This window comes from Actinoplanes sp. NPDC048791 (assembly GCF_040650095.1).
GTDB lineage: Bacteria > Actinomycetota > Actinomycetes > Mycobacteriales > Micromonosporaceae > Actinoplanes.
In genome coordinates, this window is the sequence record NZ_JBEZGQ010001380.1 from 1 (window position 1) to 1,823 (window position 1,823).

The window sequence follows — 1,823 nt, forward strand, 5'->3', positions numbered from 1 at the left end:
CGTCCAGGTTCGCCACCTCGAGCACCATCCGGACCATCGGGCCGGGCTCGCGCAGGCGCAGGGTGATGCCCTTGAGCTCGGCGGCCCGGCGGGCGCACCCCGGGCACTCGGCCAGGTGGACGGACTCGTCGGTGTCCGCCGTTTCCTCAGAGAGCGCGAGTAGGACCAGCCGATCGGGATCCAGATGCTGCACCGTCCACCTCCCACCGTCGTCGTAGATTCGCCATGCCCCGCCGGATGTGACTCTTGACCGTGCCCAGGGGCAGTCCGGTCAGGGCCGCTATCTGCGGATGAGTGAGGTCGTCGTAGAACGCCAGCTCCAGGCTGCGCCGTTGCTCGGCGGGCAGCTGGGCCAGCTCGTCGGCCACGACCAGGCGGTCCAGCACGCGTTCGGGGCTCTCCTCGTCAGCGACGGGCTGGGCCCGTACCGTCGAGGCCACCCGCTCCTCGCGGGCCGCCGACCGCAGCCGGTCGACCGCCTTGCGCCGGGCGATGCCGAGCAGCCAGCCGAGCATCCCGCCACGTTCCGGATCAAACGTACCGCGACCCTGCCAGGCCGCCACGAAGGTCGTCTGCGTGACGTCCTCCGCATCGGCTCGATTGCCCAGCAGGCGTACGCCGAGATAGAGCACCGCGCCGCCGTAGCGGTCGTACGCCAGGCGCAGCGCATGCTCGTCGCCCGCCCGGAAGCGTTCGGCGAGTTCGTCGTCGGGATTCATCGGCCCCCTTTCCACCTGCTCATTCGCTCCCCGGCCGGGCCGTGGATGCAGCGAGATCTATTTTTTCCGTGGTGCATCCAGCCGCGCCGGACCCAGCGAAACCACCGGTTGTCCGAACCCGGATACCCACTCGCTAGGAGAATTAGATGCGTCTTGTGCCCCTGCGCCGCGTGACCGCCGTCGGCGCGGCCACCCTGATCGCCTTCGGCGGTCTGGGCGCGCTGACCGCCACCCCGGCCTTCGCCGCCACCTCCCAGGTCTCCGTCGTGCACGGCATCCCCGGGCAGAACGTGGACGTCTACGTCAACGGCAAGAAGACCCTGCCGGACTTCGCCCCCGGCAAGGTCGCGGGCCCGCTGTCGCTGGAGGAGGGCAGCTACGACATCGCGCTGACCAAGCCCGGTGACGATATCAGCAAGGCCCTGCTCAAGGTGGACGATGCCGAGATCCCCGGCGGCGCCGACATCAGCCTGGTGGCGCACCTCAGCGAGGACGGCAAGCCGGCGCTGACCCCGTTCGCCAACGACGTCAAGAAGGTCGCCGCGGGCCAGGCCCGGATCATCGTGCGGCACACCGCCGCGGCCCCCGCCGTGGACGTGCGCGCGGGCGGCAAGCCGGTCTTCAAGGACCTGACCAACCCGAAGGAGGCCAAGGCTGACCTGCCCGCGGGCTCGGTCGAGGCCGACGTGGTGCTGGCCGGCACGGACACCGTGGCGATCGGCCCGGCGGACCTCAACCTCAAGGAGGGCACCGCCACGATCGTCTACGCGGTCGGCTCGGCCGAGGACAAGACCCTCGACCTGGTCACCCAGACCATCACCGGCCTGCACTCCGCACCGGGTGGCGTGCCCAGCGGCAGCGGCGGCCAGGCCGACCGTGGCCTCGGTCTCGCCTGGTACGCGCTGGCGGCGGCCGGTCTGCTGATGCTCGCCCTCGGCGCGCGCCGGCTGGTGCCGGGTCGCCGATGACCGTCGGATCCCCGGGCGCGACCCGCAAGGGCCGCGCCCGGCTCCTCGTCGTGGCCGGGCTGGTGCTGCTGATCGTGGTGGGGGTGGTCGCGTACCTGTCGCGGCCCGAGCCGTCCGTCGGCTCCTCGGCGGTCGC

At 71.6% G+C, this 1,823-nt stretch carries 2 protein-coding genes and 1 pseudogene; 1 reads left to right on the forward strand and 2 read right to left on the reverse strand.

From position 1 onward, the window contains the following. Positions 1 to 193 (reverse strand): annotated as a pseudogene (locus tag AB0C29_RS46530) (hypothetical protein); the annotation flags it as partial. After that, positions 147 to 719 carry a sigma-70 family RNA polymerase sigma factor gene (locus tag AB0C29_RS46535; RefSeq protein ID WP_360554550.1) on the reverse strand — a complete coding sequence of 191 codons (573 nt, stop codon included), beginning with the start codon at positions 717 to 719 and terminating at the stop codon, positions 147 to 149. The pseudogene AB0C29_RS46530 and the gene AB0C29_RS46535, both read right to left, overlap by 47 nt. Positions 720 to 865: 146 nt before the next feature. On the opposite strand from AB0C29_RS46535, the gene AB0C29_RS46540 reads away from it, so the two are divergent. Beyond that, positions 866 to 1,687 carry a DUF4397 domain-containing protein gene (locus tag AB0C29_RS46540; RefSeq protein WP_360834543.1) on the forward strand — a complete coding sequence of 274 codons (822 nt, stop codon included), beginning with the start codon at positions 866 to 868 and terminating at the stop codon, positions 1,685 to 1,687. Positions 1,688 to 1,823: the final 136 nt, after the last annotated feature.